Annotated in this window: 15 protein-coding genes and 1 pseudogene; 2 read left to right on the top strand and 14 right to left on the bottom strand. The window is 37.2% G+C overall.

The genetic code is table 11. From position 1 onward, the window contains the following. Positions 1–25 precede the first annotated feature (25 nt). Positions 26–1963 carry an acetoacetate--CoA ligase gene (locus BWI92_RS12735; RefSeq protein WP_095163642.1) on the bottom strand — a complete coding sequence of 646 codons (1938 nt, stop codon included), beginning with the start codon at positions 1961–1963 and terminating at the stop codon, positions 26–28. A 133-nt stretch (positions 1964–2096) separates the two neighbouring features. Then, positions 2097–3356, bottom strand: a complete 1260-nt coding sequence (locus BWI92_RS12730; RefSeq protein ID WP_095163641.1) for a Glu/Leu/Phe/Val dehydrogenase dimerization domain-containing protein — start codon at positions 3354–3356, stop codon at positions 2097–2099. Between the two features lie 493 nt (positions 3357–3849). Here BWI92_RS12730 and BWI92_RS12725 point away from each other — a divergent pair, with 493 nt between their 5' ends. Next, positions 3850–4314 carry a hypothetical protein gene (locus tag BWI92_RS12725; RefSeq protein ID WP_095163640.1) on the top strand — a complete coding sequence of 155 codons (465 nt, stop codon included), beginning with the start codon at positions 3850–3852 and terminating at the stop codon, positions 4312–4314. A 312-nt stretch (positions 4315–4626) separates the two neighbouring features. Here BWI92_RS12725 and BWI92_RS12720 read toward each other — a convergent pair whose 3' ends face one another. The 9 genes and pseudogenes from BWI92_RS12720 to BWI92_RS12680 form a co-directional block, all read right to left on the bottom strand. After that, positions 4627–5052: a DUF3738 domain-containing protein gene (locus BWI92_RS12720; RefSeq protein ID WP_176464412.1), complete on the bottom strand. Its 426-nt coding sequence runs from the start codon at positions 5050–5052 to the stop codon at positions 4627–4629. A 24-nt stretch (positions 5053–5076) separates the two neighbouring features. Beyond that, complete coding sequence (locus BWI92_RS12715) at positions 5077–5823, bottom strand: TlpA disulfide reductase family protein (RefSeq protein ID WP_095163638.1); 747 nt, start codon at positions 5821–5823, stop codon at positions 5077–5079. Between the two features lie 70 nt (positions 5824–5893). Beyond that, the gene (locus BWI92_RS12710; protein ID WP_095163637.1) at positions 5894–6409 is read right to left on the bottom strand and encodes a TlpA disulfide reductase family protein; all 516 of its coding nucleotides are present in this window, start codon (positions 6407–6409) and stop codon (positions 5894–5896) included. A gap of 177 nt (positions 6410–6586) precedes the next feature. Beyond that, positions 6587–7645 carry an asparaginase gene (locus BWI92_RS12705; protein WP_095163636.1) on the bottom strand — a complete coding sequence of 353 codons (1059 nt, stop codon included), beginning with the start codon at positions 7643–7645 and terminating at the stop codon, positions 6587–6589. A 334-nt stretch (positions 7646–7979) separates the two neighbouring features. Next, positions 7980–8738: a TatD family hydrolase gene (locus tag BWI92_RS12700; RefSeq protein ID WP_095163756.1), complete on the bottom strand. Its 759-nt coding sequence runs from the start codon at positions 8736–8738 to the stop codon at positions 7980–7982. A 36-nt stretch (positions 8739–8774) separates the two neighbouring features. Further along, positions 8775–9806 (bottom strand): glycosyltransferase, encoded by a 1032-nt coding sequence (locus BWI92_RS12695; RefSeq protein WP_095163635.1) that lies wholly within the window; start codon positions 9804–9806, stop codon positions 8775–8777. A 27-nt stretch (positions 9807–9833) separates the two neighbouring features. Beyond that, positions 9834–10435, bottom strand: a pseudogene (locus tag BWI92_RS12690) (polysaccharide deacetylase family protein). 223 nt (positions 10436–10658) lie between these two features. Next, complete coding sequence (locus BWI92_RS12685; RefSeq protein WP_141234772.1) at positions 10659–11843, bottom strand: glycosyltransferase; 1185 nt, start codon at positions 11841–11843, stop codon at positions 10659–10661. After that, complete coding sequence (locus BWI92_RS12680; protein ID WP_141234771.1) at positions 11782–12660, bottom strand: lysylphosphatidylglycerol synthase transmembrane domain-containing protein; 879 nt, start codon at positions 12658–12660, stop codon at positions 11782–11784. The genes BWI92_RS12685 and BWI92_RS12680 overlap by 62 nt, the downstream gene beginning before the upstream one ends. Positions 12661–12804: 144 nt before the next feature. Between BWI92_RS12680 and ruvC the strand changes: the two genes are divergently transcribed. Further along, positions 12805–13368 carry a crossover junction endodeoxyribonuclease RuvC gene (gene ruvC / locus BWI92_RS12675; protein WP_095163632.1) on the top strand — a complete coding sequence of 188 codons (564 nt, stop codon included), beginning with the start codon at positions 12805–12807 and terminating at the stop codon, positions 13366–13368. Between the two features lie 154 nt (positions 13369–13522). Here ruvC and BWI92_RS12670 read toward each other — a convergent pair whose 3' ends face one another. The 3 genes from BWI92_RS12670 to BWI92_RS12660 all read right to left on the bottom strand — a co-directional run bounded on the left by BWI92_RS12670 (position 13523) and on the right by BWI92_RS12660 (position 18699). Further along, entirely contained in the window at positions 13523–14749 is a 1227-nt protein-coding gene (locus BWI92_RS12670; protein ID WP_095163631.1) for a hypothetical protein, read from the bottom strand. A gap of 86 nt (positions 14750–14835) precedes the next feature. Then, the gene (locus tag BWI92_RS12665; RefSeq protein ID WP_229363008.1) at positions 14836–16812 is read right to left on the bottom strand and encodes a thioredoxin domain-containing protein; all 1977 of its coding nucleotides are present in this window, start codon (positions 16810–16812) and stop codon (positions 14836–14838) included. 282 nt (positions 16813–17094) lie between these two features. Further along, a complete protein-coding gene (locus BWI92_RS12660) occupies positions 17095–18699 on the bottom strand; it encodes a T9SS type A sorting domain-containing protein (protein WP_095163629.1) in 1605 nt (534 codons plus the stop codon). Between the last annotated feature and the right edge of the window lie 123 nt (positions 18700–18822).

Below are 18822 nucleotides of genomic sequence, written 5' to 3'. Positions count from 1 at the left end.
ACTACTCACAATTCAGAACTAGTACTCACACTAGGTTTTTTTGAAAATTCCGAAAGAACTCCAAACTCTCTGGGTTGCGAACCGCACCAATATTTACTGCTTTTTCAAACGGTTTTCCTTGAATAAGCTTTTTGACAGGTAATTCTAATTTTTTACCTGAAATTGTATAAGGAATTTCTGAAACCTCAATAATTTGATCGGGAACGTGTCTTGGCGAATAGGTATCTCTAAGAACTTTTTTGATTTGCTGTTTTTGAGCATCATTCAGTTTATTACCGTCATTAGTTACCACAAACAATGGCATGAAATCTGTATCCTCTAAATGAATAATCAAAGAGTCTTTCACAAAATCCAATGCCTCAACAGCTCGATAAATCTCGGCAGTGCCTATCCGAATACCACCGCGATTGAGGGTTGCATCAGAACGCCCCGCAATGACCAAACCACCTGTAGAAGTCAACTTTACCCAATCTCCGTGGCGCCAATAATTAGGGTATTCTTCAAAATAACTTGCTCTATACCGTTCAAAATCAGGATCGTTCCAGAAGAAAACAGGCATAGATGGAGTTGGTTGAGTAATCACCATCTCCCCTATTTCCTCATGCAAAGGTGCTCCGTTTTCGTCCCAAGATTGTAAATCAACGCCTAACCCTATACATTGAATTTCGCCCTCGTATACAGGTGAGATAGGATTTCCACCTACAAAAGCTGTACAAACGTCTGTCCCGCCAGAAATAGACGCCAGCCATACCTCTGGATTTACTTGGTCATATATCCAATCAAAACCTTCGGGAGACAAGGGAGAACCTGTTGAGCCAATAGAACGCAGATGTTCAAACGTATAATTTACCCTAGGACGTACCTGCTCTTTCATACAAGCATGAATAAACGCAGCGCTAGTACCAAAATGATGAACAGGTGCTTCAGCCACTAATTCCCAAAGTGTTTCCATGTTTGGATACCCTGGACTTCCATCGTATAATACCAAAGTAGCCCCAGAAAATAACACCGAAATAGAGAAATTCCACATCATCCAGCCAGTCGTCGAAAACCAGAAATAGTTTTCATTTTCTTTCACATCATTATGAAAAAGAAGATACTTTTTATGCTCTAATAATATTCCCCCATGACCATGAACGATTGGTTTAGGGATACCTGTAGTCCCTGAAGAATAAAGAATATACAACGGAAAATCGAATGATAAAGGCTCGAAAGTTAATACGCTATTGCGATTTGCCACAGTTGTATTCCAGTCAATTGTGTTGGGCAAAGTATTACCAATTGACATATAATCAATCAAGATAGTCTGTTCTAAACTTGGCAAATTTTCTTGGAGATTGGCAACCACAGCACTGCGATCAAAGATTTTACCTCCATAAGAATAGGAATTGACAGCAACCAATACTTTGGGGGCAATCTGACCAAAACGCTCTAGTACACTTCCCCCTCCAAAATCTGGCGAAGCACTCGACCATATGGCACCAATTGACGCAGTCGCCAAAAATGCTATTACCGCCTCGGGAATATTAGGTAAATAAGCACAAATGGTATCGCCTTTTTGAACTCCAATTGAGCGTAAATATTCGGCAAAAGAGGCGGTTTTCTGTTGTAATTCCGCCCAAGAAATAGCACGTAGTGAGGAGGTTTCTGACTGAAAAAGAATCGCTGGACGAGTATCCGTTGCAAAGGAAAATATATGTTCGGCATAATTAAGTTGGATTCCATCAAACCATTTAGCATGAGGCATTTTTCCAGATACGACCTCTTTATATTGTCCAGTAAATTGAATACCTGAATAATGTAAGAATATATCCCAAAACTTGGCGATATCCTTTACCGACCATTGCCATAGTTCTTGATAATTATTGAAATGCAAACCATATTCATGCGAAAGGTAATCCATAAATCGCTTGATATTGGACTGCTCGATTTGTTGCTCGCTAGGCGACCAAAGAATTTTCATAGTTTTACGGTTGAGATTGAATTAGCAGAGAGGCAAAATATCCAAAATAGCGCTATTTTCAAAAGAGATTTTCTAGTAATAAAGCCAAGAGGCAACTCAGTCTCTGCATTTTGACTGAATTGCCTCCTATTTTCTACACTGATTCTACTTCCACTTTATTCTCTAATTTTTCCAACGCAATAGAATATAATTCGTTTGCGAGTAAAGTTCTACCTTGGTGTTGTGCATGTAATTCGTCTAAAGCTTTGTAAATCGTTTCGGAAACATCCTCAAAAATCCCCTCATCAGTCACCATCGCCGAGTCGCTCATTAAGTAGGCAAATACACGAGCCATACCACAATTTGCCACAAAATCAGGAATCAAAGCCACTTTGTTATCTGCCAGTTCCATAGTCGGACCATAGAAGATTTCAGGATCATTGAATGGTACATTGGCACCACAAGAAATTACTTCGAGACCATTATTTACCAATTTTTCTACTTGCTCTGCACTTACGATTCTTGAAGCTGCCGCTGGAATAAATATCTCCGCTCCTACTTCCCAAATTTTGGCATTCGTTTCCTCAAAACTCAACATATTTTCCGCATAAAGTGTGTTTTGTTTTTTGTTAAAGAAAAGGTCTTTTATTTCTTCCAAACCTAAACCTTCGGGCACAACCAAACCCCCATTTCTATCAATGATACCTACAATTTTGACACCCATACGCGCCAAATTGAGTCCCGCAGCGGCAGCCACATTTCCCCAACCCTGAATAATCGCTCTTTTTTCTGACAAATTGCCACCCCACAACGAGTAATAATGCTTCACAGCCTCCGCAACTCCATATCCTGTAATCAAATCTGAAACAGTATATCTATGAATGTTTTGCGTTGAAGTCGGCGTATAATTCCAATCTTCAATGATTTTAGACACACCTTGACGCAACTGACCTATCAAGCGTATCTTTTGTGCCTCAGAAGCGTGAAAATGCCCGTTTACGATACCTTCTTGTGGGTGCCACAAACCATATTTTTCAGTCACAGGAATCACCTCATGAACTTCATCTACATTCAAATCGCCACCTGTTCCGTAATAGTTTTTCAAAAGTGGCGCTACTGCTTTATACCAACGCTCCAAAACACCCTTTTTACGTGGGTCGCTTGGGTCAAAATTGATACCAGATTTTGCTCCACCGATTTGAGGACCTGATACCGTAAATTTGATTTCCATGGTCTTAGCCAACGATTCCACCTCACGCTTGTCGAGTCCCTTACGCATACGAGTGCCTCCCCCTGCAGCACCTCCACGTAGGGAGTTGATGACTACCCATCCTTCGGCTTCCGTTTCAGAATCTTTCCATTCAAATACGATTTCTGGTCGTTTGTTTTCAAATCTTTTGAGTGCTTCTTTCATTGGTTTGTCGCGAGCTAATGCCCTAATATGTTAAAATTTATCGTACAATATCAAAGGTTAATTATTGCCACAATATTAGTTGTTTTAACAAATATTAGCAAACAAACATTAAAGAATAAATGAGATAAATGTTAGGGCAAAATACATTTTTATTTTTGGGCTTTCGACTTTCGGCAATGGGCTTTCAGCAAAAATATTCCCCTTGAATTCAATTAAGCATTTAAGCATAATGCCTAGAGCGTATTAATGCCATTTTATTCTGCGTTAATACTTCAGAAATCGTGCAAAATTAAGCTGGAGAAATCAAGCAGATAAAATATTAATAATCAAAAATACACTCATAATTCAGCATAAATACTTATCTGTCAGAGTTCGAAGAATAAGTTATACCTTTAATACTTTTCAAACTTTTAAAATTTCCCTAATTTCATTTTTAACTACTTGAAGGTTCTTCCGTATTGGACGTAACACCTAAAATAAACTTACTAACGCCATGTTCTATTCATTAAAAAAATTGCATCCAACCTTGAGGTTTTTTATCCAACTCGGTTTTGTTTACATCCTTTTTCACCTGCTATTCCGTTTAGGAATATGGTTAATGGAAATGTATCCTTATGAGCCTCCATTCGCAGAATTTAAGGTCTCTGATGTTTCTCAACCTCATAGTTTTGTAGATTCCGTTTCTTCTTCAAAAGGTTCTTCACACTTAGTAATTCTGTTAAAAATTACAGGAGAACTAGACGATAGTGCTGAGGTATCCTATGGAGTTTATACTTTCGAAAAGAAAAAAGGTAAAAAAACTTCAAAATTTGAAATGCTTGGTACAGAAAAGCTTTTTAAAGGAAAAATAAATATTGATGTCCGAAATGACTTTTATTCCAGCGATACGGTCCATGTTTTCTTCACTCCAAAAGGTTCAAAAAAAGGTTGGGTGAAAATACGAACCTCCATTCGGTGATAGTCATTTAATGAGGGGCAATTGAGTGATTATTTTATGAAAAGATTTTGCCATCTTCAAGTTTTTCCAATAGAGGGCGACTTAAGTCGCCCTCTATTGGAAAAAAGCTTGGGAATGTAATTAATTTGACTGTAAGATTTCAGAACATTTATCAAAAAGGGGTCGAAAAAACAATTTTCGACCCCTTTTTGATTTTGTAATGCTTGATGACTTAGCCTTAGACGCAAAGCATTGCGTCTCTACACGTAAAATATATATTTCTAAAATAATCACTCAACCATCAATCATTAAACGTAAGGATGGCTCCTATTACTATTTATCAGCTACTAAAATCATCAGCTTTACCTTCCTTTTTCCATCCGTTAATGTTAAACCTATCTTTTCTAACTCCTCCATACAAGCGTTTGGTTTTTCGGGATACCAAGGAAAAGACAAATTGTATTTTTTCGTTAGTCCCGTTTCATCAATAATAGGTTTACTGAGGTTGTCCTCTAAAAAAGATGCTAGATTTTCCAGTCCTCCACTTTTCATTTCAAGTCCATTTGCGGAGGTAGAAACAGAAGGTGTACCATCACTCTTGGCTTCTTCCATTTTAACAGTATCACTTAATTTTGTCAAAATTTTTACATCTATTTCTCTTTCTTCAAACTTCACCTTCACAGGAGCAATACCACTCAAATACCCCAGTATGGCGCTTGAGGCTTGTTCTTTAGTGAATTTAGGCGCATATATTTCCAAACCGATTGCTTGGTCAGGCGCACCCTATCCACGGTAATATGATTTTGGATTTTCCCATCTCGTCCTAGTTCTGTTGGGATAATTATACAATATCTCATAGATGGTTGAGTATCCCATATTGATAAAAGTGAGTCTTCCATTTTTAAAAGATTTATACACGCTATAAGCATTCTTGTCAAAAGGTTTTTGCACCATTTGAACATCTGTTTCTCCTTGCTCTGATCCAATTAGATTTTCTATTTCCTTCTCTACTCCATCTGAGTATTGCGCGGTTACTTTTTCCCCAGCAATAAGTTCTTTAATATGCTTCTCTGTAACCAATCCTGCGGTGGTAATACTTTGTACCATTCCACTCTTATCAATAAAGATGGTATGTGGCACAGCCTCATGAGGGAAATACCTCACATATTGTTGGTCATTAGTGTCCAAAACTACAGGCAATGCCAGTTTTCTATTCTGGAGGAATTTGACAATTCTTGCTTTTTTGTCTTGAGCAATCGTAATAATTTTCAAGTCCTTCTGATAATCCTTTTGCCACTTTTCTAATTTTGGAAAAGCTTCGATACAGGGTCTACAACTAGTCGACCAAAAATCAATGATGACAGCCTTCCCCTTAAAATCAGAAAGCTTATATCCTGTCTTTGAGTCATTGAGCACCTTTTTAAATACGATGTCAGGAGCTGGTTTGCCAATGAGTTTAGAGGACTGAGCAGATAGGTTCAAGGTTGCTAGAAGACAAAAAGCAATTAGGATTAATTTTGTGTAGGTCATTGGTGTGCATATTTATGTGAACAATTTCAATTATTTAATCAAATTTACATTTATTATCAAAATTTAGTTTTTACTCCTTCAGAGGTAGATTAGGGTTCTTGCCATGAATCAACAAATCAATATCTTTATCATTTAGCTTATCTCCTGAAGTTATACTTTTCACAAAGCCTTTTTGGTCTATGATAACGGTATGGGGTAATTCAAAATGTGGGAAATACTTTCTGTATTCGCCCAAAGAGTCCATTACTACAGGAAGTTCTAAAGGTTTAATATTAAGAAACTTTTGTAATCGACTTTTGACATCAGTTGAAATAGTAATAATTTTCATAGCCTTGGAATACTTTTTTTGCCATTTTGCTAGATGTGGCAATGAGTTAATACAATGTCCACACCAAGTAGCCCAAAAATCAATAATAACCACTTTTCCTTTAAAATCAGAAAGTTTGTAACTGGTTTGTGTATCGTTCAAAACATCTGTAAAATGAATATCAGGAGCAGGTTTGCCTATGAGTTTAGAAGATTGAGCAGATAGGTTCAAGGTTGCTAGAAGACAAAAAGCAATTAGGATTAATTTTGTGTAGGTCATTGAATTGTGTAGTTTGTTTTTTGAGAATACTTATCAAGTAAATGGTAAAAGTCATATTCTTTCAACGAAGAATATTGTCAAAAATTACACTCACTTACTTTTATAAAAATAAAAATCGGAGTTTCTTTAACAAAATATTCTGCTAAAAAAACTCCGATTACGCGTTAAGTTAATGACTTATGACATTTCACCTGCCAATGGTTTCTTCAAAATGGTCTTTATTTCGTCTAATTTATCGGTCTTTCCTAATGCATACATCATCTTAGTTACTGCTGCTTCTGTAGTTAGGTCTGCCCCGCTAACTACCCCAACTTCCTGTAGGAAATGACTTGTCTCGTATCGTCCTTGAATCACTCGTCCGCCATTGCATTGTGACACATTATAAATGACAATTCCTTTGTCGATACTCTGCTGAATCAAATCTAAAAACCATTGTTCGGTTGGGGCATTTCCAGAACCGTAAGTCTCCATAATGACACCACGCAAACCTTCAATTCCAAGAATACTTTTAACCACTTTTTCAGAAATCCCTGGGAAAAGCTTCAATATCACGACATTCTCGTCTAGTTGGGTATTGACTTTCAATTGGACATTCTGCTTAAAATGACCAATAAAGGGGTAATTGTATTCTATTCGCACACCTGCTTCGGCGAGTGGAGGATAATTCTCAGATTCAAAGGCATTGAACTGAACACTCTCATGCTTACGCGCGCGATTTCCTCTCAACAAAAGTGAGTTGAAATAAATACAAACTTCTGAAATAATAGGTCGACCGTTTTGTTTGGCTGCCGCAATTTCAAGAGCCGTAATAAAATTTTCTTTGGCATCTGTACGGGCTACACCAATAGGCAATTGCGCACCAGTCAAAATTACAGGTTTATTGAGGTTTTCTAATAAATAACTCAAAGCAGAAGCCGTATAAGCCATAGTATCCGTACCATGAATAATGACAAACGAATCATAATCCTGATATTTTTCACCAATAATATCAGCAAGTCGAATCCATAAAGCTGGCTTGATGTTGGAAGAATCCAGCAGATTTTCGAAGGTTAGCACGGTGATGTCAAAATCTAAACGTGCCATTTCGGGAAGGTTGTCGGGAATTTGGGCAAAATCAAAAGGTACTAGGCTATCAGAATGGTGGTCGTAGGCCATACCCAGCGTTCCACCTGTATAAATCACCAGCACCCTCGAATTACCCGAGGATTTAGTTTTAATCTTAATTGTTTTGTACATATTTAGTTTGGGGGATGAATTGTGGCGCAAAAGTACTGAATTACACCAGCAATCAAAACGCAAACAAAGAATCAAGCTATTGTTGAGGTATCTGACAAAAAGCGAAAAAATGAGGCTAGAACAGGTTTTGAAGGAGATTTTCCCGAGGTCGCCAAAATGATCTAGACTATTTTACGGTAAATTAGGGAATTGTCGGAGAAAAAAAGATTTACATTTTGCTTCAGTATTTTTTTGAAACTGCAGCAATTGTCAAAAAAAAGGTTCAAGTGTGAACTTGAACCTGAGTAAGTCAATATTTCCGTTTGGTTACGAAAATTCTATGCAACTTGAATCCTTAGCCTAATAAAGCTTTGGCGTTTTGTGTGGTTTTTTCCAACACTACAGTAACGTCGCACTGATGCCAATCTGCAATCTTTTGGGCGACTAATGGCAAATACGAAGGCTCATTTCGTTTTCCTCTGTATGGAACTGGTGCCAAATATGGCGCATCTGTTTCCAAAACTAATTTATCAATCGAAATATGCGGAATCACTTGGTCCAAACCTCCATTTTTGAAAGTTGCCACACCACCAATACCCAACAAAAATCCTAATTCAACAGCTTTTTGAGCTTCTTCTAAAGTGCCAGTAAAGCAATGAAAAATACCTTTTAAATTAGGATCTCCATTTTTTTCAATCAATTCTACTGTTTCCCAAAACGCATTCCTTGAATGTATATCTATCCAAAGATTATGCTTTTTTGCCAAGACACATTGCTGTAGAAATGCTTCCTGTTGTTGTGCAAAAAAGGTTTTATCCCAATATAAATCCAAACCTATTTCACCAATGGCAATGAATTTTTCTTTAGCCAAATAATCTTCGATGATTTGTATTTCTTTCTCAAAATCTTCCTTCACATAACACGGATGTAAGCCAATCATAGGCAAACATTTATCAGGATACTCCTTTGCCAAAGCCATCATACTGTCAATGGTTTCATGGTTACAGTTAGGCATCCAGATTTGTTCTACGCCAGCTTCAAAGGCACGCGACAACATTTGTTCCATATCCTCATTGAATCCTTCATCGTAAATGTGTGCGTGGGTTTCTATAATACTCATTGTTATAAATGTTAATGGTTATCTCCATTTTCAGGAGTAAATTCTTCCTTTCCAGTCTATTTTAATTGGGATTGCGTAAAATATCACCATTGTAATTTGCCACCAATTGGCATATAATTCGTAGCTCAATAAATGCCTTATTAAATGAATCTGTTTGAGTTTTAGAATGGTTGGCAAAACCGTTATAGTTTGTCCGAGCCATTTGGTTAGCCAGATTCCGAGTGCAATTTTCCAAGAAAAAACACAGGAAATCGCCACAAGAATTGGCAAAAATAGCGCTTGACAATACAGCAAAAATACAATCCACCAAGGACATTGCAAAGCCCCTACCATCCAACGTTTTCGTTGATGTAAAAATTCCTTAAGGTTAGTCATTGGCAAAGTTTCGGCAAAAACTTGTTGATTAATAGAGTTTTTAAAACTATATCCTTGCTTTACCACTTCATGAAATAATGCAAAATCTTCAGTAATCGAGAAAGGGATTTTGGCATAGCCTCCCGTAGCTTCATAAGCCACACGAGTCATACCTGAATTATTCCCTAAACCAGTCAATGGTAGATTAATTAGTGCAGCTGTTCGCAATAAAGTAAGCGCATGTAGCCAGTCGATGGATTGATATTGGTGCCAAAGTGATTTGCCTCTAACCGCAGTTACTCCAACCTGATGCCCCAACTTTGGATTGGTTTCAAAACCTGCTATCATTCCCTCTATCCAATCAGGATTTACCTTGACATCGGCATCGGTGATCAAAAAATATTTTCCTTTTGAATACTCATACAGATTTGCCAGCACATTCGCCTTTCCTCTTTGCGCGTTAATCGTTTTCTGAACAGAAATCAGTTCAAAATAAGGTTTATCTTGAATATAATCTGAAACTAAACTTGCAGTTTGATCGGAGGATTGGTCATCGCCAATTAAGACTTGCAATTGATTTTTAGGGAAATTTGTCTTATGAATTGACTCAAGACATTCAATAATATTTCCCTCTTCGTTTCGAGCCGCAATCCAGATGGTTACCAAAGGTTTTTCATCATTACTTAATGTATTCTTGTCTACTTCCATTTACTCAACCAATTAAATTTCAACACCTTACACCAAACTTCTAAATTCGAATCCTTTTTCCTTAAAATGCGCTAAATACCTTGGCAAAGCATAACTCATATTTCGATTGGCTTTAATACTGTCATGAAAAACAACGATTGAACCAGATTCTGTGTACTGAATACTTTTCTGCAAAACGGTTTCAGGACTAAGATTTTGAGAAAAATCTCCTGTCAGCACATCCCACATTACGATCTCATGTGATGTCAATATGTTCTTGGCTTGTGCCTTTTTGATTCTTCCATGCGGTGGGCGAAACTTTGGTTTTTGTCCTCTGATTGCTCCTTGGTGCTGATTAATCCACGTTTCGCATTTCAAGAAATTCTCATGATACAGTTCATTTTCCGTTTTCCATCCTCTCAAATGATTAAAGGTATGATTGCCAATCAAATGCCCGTCCGCAATTACCTGATTCATGATTTCTGGATGCTTGAAGATATTGTCACCAATGCAAAAAAGCTAGCTTTCGCCTCAAACTGCTTTAACGTATCCAACACAAATTCAGTCACTTCAGGGATTGGCCCATCATCAAAAGTCAAATAAATCACCTTGCTTTCTCCAAGATTAGACTTAGAAATTCGCCAAGTCATTTCTGGATAAATAGCACGAAAAAGAAAGTTGCTTTTATGTAAAAACATATGACAATTAGGTTAGTGATGAATTTTGAGTTGTGAATTGTGAATGTATTTTTTATTATCACTATTTTTTATTCACAATTGGTTAAGTCTTGTTTTGCACAATTACTTCATTCTCAAACAAAAAAGATAAAACCTTTTAACCATCTTCAAATCAACAAATTCTCAAATCTTCAAATTAAAAGTGTTTTCTTCCTTTCCAAACATATCCTTTTTTCCAAGCAGAAATACCAAAAAACACAACATAAAATGGATATAAAATCTGAACAAAAGGAATATATTTAATGTAGGAACCCTTCTTGAAAAAAGACAATATAGGTACTAAAAAAAAGTATTCTGATAGACAACGAACCAGCCAAAGTACCATAAATTGAGTGGTTGTCAAATCGTTTATTAGCCATAATAATGGACTCAAAAGCATGCCAAAATTAAGACTAAAAATAGCGATTGCCAGAAAAGTAATTTTCCAATCCTTATAGTGATTCCATTTGCTTGCCCATCGTTTGCGTTGTTGGACAAAAGAACGAAGATTTCCTTGAGCTTGGGTGTAAACAATATTGGGTTGATAATGAGCAAAAACAATTTGATTTGGATATTTCTCTGCAATCTTGTGCATTAAAAACTCATCATCACCCGAGGCAATATGTTCATTTCCTTCGAACCCGTTCACCTCTTCAAACACAGCCTTGGGATAGGCAATATTGGCGCCATTGCACATATTGGGCTTACCAATCATCATGGCGCAAGCACCAGAACCAACCAAACTGGCAAACTCAATACTTTGTAAAATCGTCCATAAACGACCATCAGGTATAAACGTAACTCCACCACTGATAAGCTTGGCATTTTGGCCTTTGTATAACTGTTGCATTCCCAATACCCAAAACTCCCCCACTCGACAATCGGCATCTGTACATACTATCAGTTCGCCTTGCGCTTGTTGAACCCCAATTTTTATAGCATTCTTTTTACCTCTAAGGTCAAAATCTTCCAAATGAATAATATGAATTGGAAAATCTAATTCTTCACGTAAGTTTTCAATCTGAAAAACCGTATCATCTGTTGAGTGATCATTGATAATGATGACTTCCAAAAGTGCTTTTGGATAACGTTGTTTTGCCAAATCTCTCAGTAGATAAGGAAGGTTCAAGGCTTCATTTCGTGCAGCAACTAGCACCGAAATGGTGGTATCTTTAGGCACTTTACGCATAAAACGTTTGCCAAAAGTGACTTTTTTAAGCCACACTCCTGCCAATGTAAAGGTAAATACGGCGTAAGTCGCCACCAAAAAAAGTAATAGACTAATGAGCATTTTTTCGAGTAAAAAGTATCCAAATACTGCCAATAAGTACAGGTATGCCAATATTTAAGAGCCAAAGACTAAAAGTAGCTGTAATCACCTGATTGACATCGACAGCGTAATGTCTCATAAAATAAATAGCAGAAAGTTCTCGCACTCCCAAATCACTGACAAAATTTAAAGCTGGAATGATGGTTTTTGCCAAGAAAACGCTGTTAATCACGGCCAAAGTATCTGTGAATGGTAATTTGACACCTGCCCAGTTAAACAACAAAGCAAACTGCGAGATAAAAACTAAATGGCGTATCATGCCAATAGCAAACAGGCGCACCCACTGTTTTTTTGACAAGCTAAATATCGCAGTCAAAACCTGTTGAATTCTTTTATGTTGAATCAATTTTAACTTTTTCGAGTACCAAAATAGTAATGATGCTACCAAACCAAGCGTTGGCATAACAAACACCAAATAGCTCTCAAGGGTATTTTTCAAGCAAAATTTTTGTACTATAAAAACCAAGCCGACGTAACCAAAACTTAAAGTAACAATGGTTTGAATAATACCACTCACAATACCTGCCCCTATTCCTTCGGTTTTCTTTTTCAGCTCAATAATTCGTCCAGCCACATCACCCGTTCCGCTAGGCAACAGCATACCTAGCGCCAGTCCTGTCAAGACGGATTTAAAAGCCTGAGCTATTGAAATAGGCTCAATGTGCTCTAAAAGGGTTCTCCATTTCAATGATTCTAAAGTCCAATTCAGCACCATAAGTACCAACAGGGATATCCAAAAATAAGAAGAAGTGCCTCGCCATGAACTCAAAAACGTAGCCATAAGTCCTTCTATTCCTTGGGGTTGGTTCTTGATTGTATGAAAAAGCATATATATCACCAAACTAAAGAGCAGGATTCGAACTACAAAAATGAGTTTTTGACCAAAATATTTACTCAAAGCTTCTTTCAAATTCTATAAAATTTATTGATTACCTTTGTATAGAATCAATTTTGAAACAAAGTTACACTTTACATGGCAGAGTCGGTTGAGAAAATCATTTTAGGAGTTGACCCCGGCACCCGATTTATGGGATATGGGGTTATATTGGTGCAACGTGGAAATATCTCAGTTTTGCAATACGGTGTAATCAATGTGAGCAAATATGCCACACAAGAGTTGAAATTGAAAAAAATCTTTGAAAGAATCATAGGTATTATTGAGGAGTTTTCGCCAGACGAAATGGCCATTGAGGCGCCATTTTTTGGAAAAAACGTACAATCTATGCTCAAACTTGGTCGTGCGCAGGGCGTTGTGATGGCTGCTGCTCTTTCTAGACAAATTCCGATTGTAGAATATTCTCCCAAAACGGTCAAACAATCAGTTACTGGCAACGGAAATGCGTCTAAAGAACAAGTCGCAAGTATGCTTGACCATTTGTTGAAAATGAAATTAGAACCTGAAATGTTTGATGCTACTGATGCCTTGGGTATCGCAGTATGTCATCATTTCCATGGCAATAATATTATGTCAACTAATAAGGGTACAAAAAAAGGCTGGGCTGCTTTTATCAATGAAAATCCAAATAGAATTAAATAAAGCATGCAGTAGGCTTTCGGCCTTCAGCCGTGGGCATTCGGCAAAAATATATTTATCGTTACTAAAACATTATAACACTCTTTGCCTTGTGCCTGTTGCCTTGTCCCTAAAATAAAAAACTTCAATAAAATTTCACATGATTACTTGAGTAATATTACTTTCTGATAAACTCTATCGCCTCTGAGTATTTTTTATCGGCATAAAGTAATATTTGCTCCTTTTTGCTTCCGTTCTCAAACGAAATTGCGGTTGTGTTGGCACCCTCAGTTCCGGTATTGACCGAATAAACCGTTAGGATATTTTGCCCAACAGGACTCATAGGTAATTCAAGCACTTTTGGTTTTTTGGTCAAAGTGTAGTTTTCAATCAAATATTTTCCATTCCAACAGACCGATACAATATCTCCATCTTCATTTTCGTGGTCATAAAGAGATAATAAAATGGTAGTTTGAGAAATCTGGAAGCGCTTCTTGATTACTACTTTACGTTGTATTTCACATAGAGATTTCGCAATAGGCTTTCTTGCTTTTTGTAATTGAACCACAGGTAATTCATAACTCATTTGGAGAGAAATTATGCCTGTGTTTTCTCGAAGTGTTTGTCCTGCAACAGGTTGATTTTGAGCATATCCCACAAATTTTGTTTCAGAAATTGCCTGATATGGAATGCCAAATCGTATCCCAAAATTCAATGCTCGACCATCGTCAGCGGGTCGCCAATAGGTTTTTCCGATTTCTACAAAAAACAAATAGCTATTGGGTTTTGTAACAGTATTTTGTAAAGTAAATCCTCTCCCATCATAAATCCATGTGTCAGAGTCTTGCATAGATTTTGACTGAAAATTCATGGATTGAACACCGAGTTCAAGGTAATTCCGTAACTCGCCAAAACCTCTCCTTCCTTTGGAAATAGAGGAATACATCAAACTTCCCCAAAATCCTGTATTGCTGATGGTGTTTACCCAAGAACTAGCCTCTTTTCCCTTGATAAAAAACTTGATATTATCATCAAGCGCATAGCTATGGGGAGACTTGGTATAATGAGCACCGACTTCAAGTCTAAAAAGTCGATTGTTTCGAAATAATTTTTGATAATTAAGTCCAAGACCAAAAGTACCAACCAAGCCAAATGCCTCAGTTCCACCATTTTTATTGACCGTAAAATTGATAGGTAGCGGGAAAAATGGTTTGGGAATATTACTAAGAGCACTCGAAGAAAAACCATCCGAAACAGGAATACTTTGCGGTAGTCCCAAGGAGACCAAACTAGCCATAGGTCTGATACCCAATTGGGCGCTTCCTTGCTTACGACTCAATTGGGAAAACGATTGACTAGAAAAGTATAGTAGAAAAATAAGAGTTCTAAGAAATAGGTTTTTCATAGTACAATAGGTTTTTGAATTTCTCCAATTTAAGGAATAAAAGCCGTAAAATAAAAATGGTCAACCTTTGGCTGACCATCTTTGGATTACAAAATCTGTTCCCAAGCCTCCTCGACTGTTTGAACAGGTCGTCGACAAGCTTTGTTGAAACAAACATAAATATTGGTTTGTCCATTAAAAGCCGTACGGTGTTCGAGTAGTGGAAGCTCACTCTTATCTTTGGTAGCTGACAGGACTTTATTGGGAAAATACTTTTGATCTATTTTAGCTCGAAAATCCAAATAACTCTCTCCAACAATAGCGATTTCTACAGTTGGGTTCACCAGTTGTGATGCTAAACAAGCCCAGTTTGTCAAATAATCAGCATTTTTGGTAAGCATTTCTTTCATTTTACCCACCATCAATTTAGATAAATCTGTAAAATCTTCTCTATCTAAAATCAAACCAAGTGTATAAAAATTCCTAGCCATCATAGAGTTCGAACTAGGAATGACATTGTCAAATATTTCCTTCTTACGAACAATCAAAGCCTCTGCATTTTTATCAGTAAAGAAAAATAATTCATCCTCCTCATCCCAAAAATTAAGATATACATAAAGTGAAAGCTTTTCGGCTAGATGTAACCATTTTTCCTCAAAACAAACTTGATATAAACTTGTAAATCCGTCTATTACAGCAGCGTAATCTTCTAAAAATCCTTGAATTTTAGCCTCTCCGTTTTTGTACGAATGCCACAACTGATTGTCATTCAACAAATGTTTTTCAATAAATGACGCATTTTTCAAGGCTAAATCTAAGAACTTTTCTTCGCCGAAAACTTTATAGGCATCTACCAAACCTTTGAGGGCTAAGCCATTCCAAGAACACAACATTTTATCGTCGAGTCCTGGCTTAATTCGCTGATTTCTATGTGCCATCAAAAGAGCAATTTCATCAGCAAAATCAGAATTCAGGAATGTATGGTTTTTCCAAAGGATATTAACCCCATGCTCCCAGTTACCCTCCATACTCACCTGATATGCACGGCAAAACTTATCTGCCTTTTCCCCTAAAATCTGGTGTATTTCAGCATGAGTCCACACATAATATTTTCCTTCTACTCCTTCTGAATCAGCATCTTGTGCCGAATAAAATCCACCCTCAGGGCTTAACATTTCACGTTCTAACCAATCTATTGTTTCAAATACAACCTGCTGGTAAAGAGGCAATTCTGTCAAGGAATAAGCTTCAGAATATAAACTCAAAAGTTGTCCATTATCATAAAGCATTTTTTCGAAGTGAGGACAAAACCATTCTCCATCAACCGAATAGCGAGCAAAACCTCCCCCTAGTTGGTCATAAATACCACCTTTGGCAATTTTACTCAAGGTCAAACGTAAATGCGCTAAAGCCTCCTCTTTTTTCTCACCACCTGCTTGAATATATCTCAAAAGAAATAACCAAACCGAAGGCATAGGAAACTTAGGAGCACGTTCGAATCCGCCCCACTGAGGATCGAAAGTACCTGAAAGTTTTTGGTACATCGCCTCTAAATCGTCAATATTAAAACCAATTTCATCCGACTGCAAACCGTATTTTACTGACTCCAAGAAAGACATATTTTCTGTAAATCCTTCCGCAGATTTTTGCAAATCAGGCAAATGATTTTGAAATCCTTCACTTACGGCATAAAGAAGTTTTTTCCAATTCATAGGCGGAAAATATGTTCCACCATAGAAAGGTTTTCCATCGGGCATCAAAAATACGTTGAGTGGCCAACCACCCTGAATACCCATCGCCTGCACAGCATCCATGTATATGGCGTCTACATCGGGACGCTCCTCTCTATCAACTTTGATACTAACAAAGTGCTCATTCATTATGGCCGCAAGTTCCTCATTTTCAAAACTTTCACGTTCCATCACATGGCACCAGTGACAGGCTGAATAGCCAATACTGACCAAAATTGGCTTATTTTCTTCCTTTGCCTTCTCTAATGCCTCTTTCCCCCAAGGAAACCAATCCACAGGGTTGTGAGCATGTTGTAATAAGTAAGGAGAAGTTTCTTTAACTAATCGATTCATAATAATATTTGATATAAAAATGGTTGTATTGTATATGTAAGTTAGTAAGCAAAAGAAAATTCAACAGTTGGGCTTTCAGCTATGAGCATTCGGCAAAAACATATCTATCGTTACTAAAAAAACTTTCACACTCTTTGAGTTATGCCTGTTGCCTAAAACTCAAATCTAATGTTGCCACTAACTTAAGTGCTTGAAAAGATTTTACCATTTTTAAAATTAAGGTGGCAAAAATAAATATTTCTCTTCAAAATGTGTTGGCATAACACTATTCCTAAGCAAAACTTAATTATTCGTCAAAAACACTTTTTGCTCCATCAAATGTCCTTGGTTATTCACCCTCAAAATATAAACACCAGTTGGTAATTTAGGGTTTAGAACACGTCGGTTGGCAACAAAACTTTCGTTGGGCAAGTCAGCCCAATTGGCTTCAAATCTTATATTTCCCATTAAATCGTACAACTGGACTATTCCTGAAATTGACCCCGACCCTTGATACTCAAGATTGATAGGACCAGCACTTGGATTGGGATAAACTAATATTTTTTCTGTAAACTTTTCCAACGTAAAAGCCTGTAAAAAGGTTTCTTTTCCCTTTAGGACAATACTCTTGCTCCACGAACCAATCCGAATAGTGAGGTTAGTCGTTGCGTTATCATTAGCAAACTCGTTGATGGCAGCTACTAAAACACTGTCTCCTTTGATAACCGCACGCCAAATAGGATCATAATCTTGGAAATGTTGATGAGCTGTTTTAGGAATGTAAAGGGAATAATCTCCTGTAAAAAAACCTTTGTATTGAGACAAACGATAGAGACCATTGACAAAATATTCGTATTTATTCAGGTTCATGGTATCCTGTCTGGCAATTGGACCTTCCCAAAGAAAAATCCCTTTTGCTCCCGAAAAATAAGGCATAATAGCCTGTGCTTCAACCAAATGCTTGGGAATTGCCTGATCGAAGGCATAATTGGAGTTTTGGCAACGATTATAACCTAGCCATTCAAACAAGATAACATCTTTATTGCTACGAGCACGATTAGCCTCCACTTGAAATAATTGATAGGCAACATTGCTATAGTTGGGAAAATTACGATACTCATAACACAAATAAGCTGAGGGAGTCAAGTGTGTATTTTGTGCATAAAATGGTCCGCCTACTTTCTGAGTAAGTGAATCTTTCATGTAGTAATTTAGCGGACTAGGATCTTCCAAAATAGCCTTCCAAGAGTAACCAATAGGAAATTCTTGATTTTTGATAGGTGCATCACTGTAGGAAGCAATTTTTGTAGTTTTGGGAAAACCAATATCCCATAAATAGCTCATGGGTTGCGCATACAAATTCATAATATCACGCTTATAACGCTCAACAAACGCCGAATCTGGAAGGTTTTTATAATTTTGCGGCACACCCGACGATTGCTTCAAGGTCAAAATACTATTATTGTTAGGTCTTTCCCTTTCGATATCCAAAACTAAAAAATCATATTGAGGAAATGCTTGGCCTCTAGTATCATTAAACTCATTGGCAAAATTTTGCATGCTTCCTTTCCAATACGACTGATACGATGCAAGATTATTCTCCCAAGGGCTTTCCAACTCATACCAAGGCTGCCCACCAATACTTGCTACACCATACCAAAGAAAAGCACGATTTTTTACAGGTAAATCTGCGTCAAACTGATTATATCTTGCCAAATGACTAAAGCCATGCTTCAAGGGTTCTTGAATATCATTGGCGACTCTTGGCCCTGTATAAACATTCAAAAATGGCAAGGAAAAGTTCGGAAATTGTTGCCAATTGATAGTTCCTTTGCTGGAAGATGGTGTAAAAACAAAGCTATTTTGACCAAACGAATGGGAAAAAAACTCATCACACCCATCCAACAAAGTACCATCATGGGAAGCTTATTTCTCAATTTTCTCAGCATAATCTGTATTTGGTTTATTTTGAACTTTTCTAATAATCAGAAAGCATATGCTAGGTTATTTAGGTTCTATATTTCAAAGAAA

Source organism: Flectobacillus sp. BAB-3569 (genome assembly GCF_002270355.1).
GTDB lineage: Bacteria > Bacteroidota > Bacteroidia > Cytophagales > Spirosomataceae > Flectobacillus > Flectobacillus roseus.
Note: the sequence above shows the minus strand (reverse complement) of the source record. Positions and strands in the feature narration are given on the sequence as shown.